General features: G+C 64.3%; 1 protein-coding gene. It reads right to left on the bottom strand.

The genetic code is table 11. The features are described 5' to 3' along the window. A partial coding sequence (mmsA, locus tag CHB96_RS29320; RefSeq protein ID WP_089253020.1) for a CoA-acylating methylmalonate-semialdehyde dehydrogenase occupies positions 1-1,136 on the bottom strand: 1,136 nt, incomplete at both ends.

Here is a 1,136-nt window from a genome sequence, read left to right as displayed (position 1 = left end):
GCGTTTTCGGGGAATCCGAGGTTGATGCCGCCGTGGGAGGGGTCGAGCCAGCGGCTGGTGACGGCTTTGCCGCGGGTGAAGAAGTGGATTCCTTCGGTGCCGTGGGCGTGGGTGTCGCCGAACAACGAGTTTTTCCAGCCGCCGAAGCTGTAGTAGGCCATGGGGACGGGGATGGGCACGTTGATGCCGATCATGCCGACCTCGACTTCGTTCTGGAAACGCCTGGCTGCGCCGCCGTCGTTGGTGAAGATGGCAGTGCCGTTGCCGTAGGGGTTGTCGTTGATCAGCTGCAACGCTTCGTCGTAGGTGTCGACGCGGACGACGGAGAGGACGGGTCCGAAGATTTCGTCGGTGTAGATGGACATGTCGGTGGTGACGTTGTCGATCAGGGTCGGTCCGAGCCAGAACCCGTTCTCTCCACCATCTGCTGTGACGGTGCGGCCGTCGACGACGATGGTGGCGCCTGCTGCTTCACCGGCGTCGACGTAGGAGGCGACCTTGTCGCGGTGCTGCTGGGTGACGAGGGGGCCCATGTCGGAGCCGCGGGTGCCGTCGCCGGTGACCAGGGGGGTGGTGCGTTCGACGATTTTCGCGACGAGGTCGTCGGCGATGTCGCCGACGGCAACCAACGCACTGATGGCCATGCAGCGTTCGCCTGCGGAGCCGAAGCCGGCGTTGACCATGGCGTCGGCGGCGAGGTCGAGGTCGGCGTCGGGGAGGACGATGGCGTGGTTCTTCGCGCCACCGAGGGCCTGAACGCGCTTACCGTTGGCGGTGCCAGTGGAGTACACGTACTGCGCGATGGGGGTGGAGCCGACGAAGGAGATCGCTTTGATCTTCTTGTTTTCCAGGAGTTCGTCGACGGCGAGTTTGTCGCCTTGGAGGACGTTGAAGACGCCTGCGGGTAGTCCTGCTTCGGCCCAGAGGTTGGCGATCCAGATGGAGGCGGTGGGGTCTTTTTCGGAGGGCTTGAGTACGACGGTGTTGCCGGCGGCGATGGCGACGGGGAAGAACCACATGGGGACCATGGCGGGGAAGTTGAAGGGGGAGATGATGCCGACGGGTCCGAGGGGTTGGCGGATGGAGTAGACGTCGACTTTGGTGGAGGCGTTTTCGGTGAAGCCGCCCTTGAGCAG

Source organism: Rhodococcoides kyotonense (assembly GCF_900188125.1).
Lineage (GTDB): Bacteria > Actinomycetota > Actinomycetes > Mycobacteriales > Mycobacteriaceae > Rhodococcoides > Rhodococcoides kyotonense.
Note: the sequence above shows the minus strand (reverse complement) of the source record. Positions and strands in the feature narration are given on the sequence as shown.